The 293-nt window shown below is 73.4% G+C and carries 1 protein-coding gene; it reads left to right on the forward strand.

The window, feature by feature from the left end:
• Positions 1 to 118: 118 nt before the first annotated feature.
• Positions 119 to 293, forward strand: a 175-nt coding sequence (locus tag A4V12_RS04165) for a chorismate mutase (RefSeq protein ID WP_199831214.1), incomplete at its 3' end; no start/stop codon positions are given.

Here is a 293-nt window from a genome sequence, read left to right on the forward strand (position 1 = left end):
CCCCCGCCCGCTCCCGCCGGCAGCAGGGACGCGCCGTACCGGGCGGCTGGAGCCCCCGGACCCCGGATGCCGAACCCCCGCCGACGATCATCACGGGACACGTCTAAGCTCGCTCCCCATGAGCACCAGCGAGACCGAGGACTCCGTACACGCCGAGCTGACCCGCCTGCGCGAGAGCATCGACAACATCGACGCGGCGGTCGTCCACATGCTGGCCGAGCGCTTCAAGTGCACCCAGCAGGTCGGCCACCTCAAGGCCCGCCACCACCTGCCCCCGGCCGACCCGGCCCGCG

The organism is Streptomyces noursei, assembly GCF_001646665.1.
In the GTDB taxonomy this organism is placed as follows: domain Bacteria; phylum Actinomycetota; class Actinomycetes; order Streptomycetales; family Streptomycetaceae; genus Streptomyces; species Streptomyces lavendulocolor.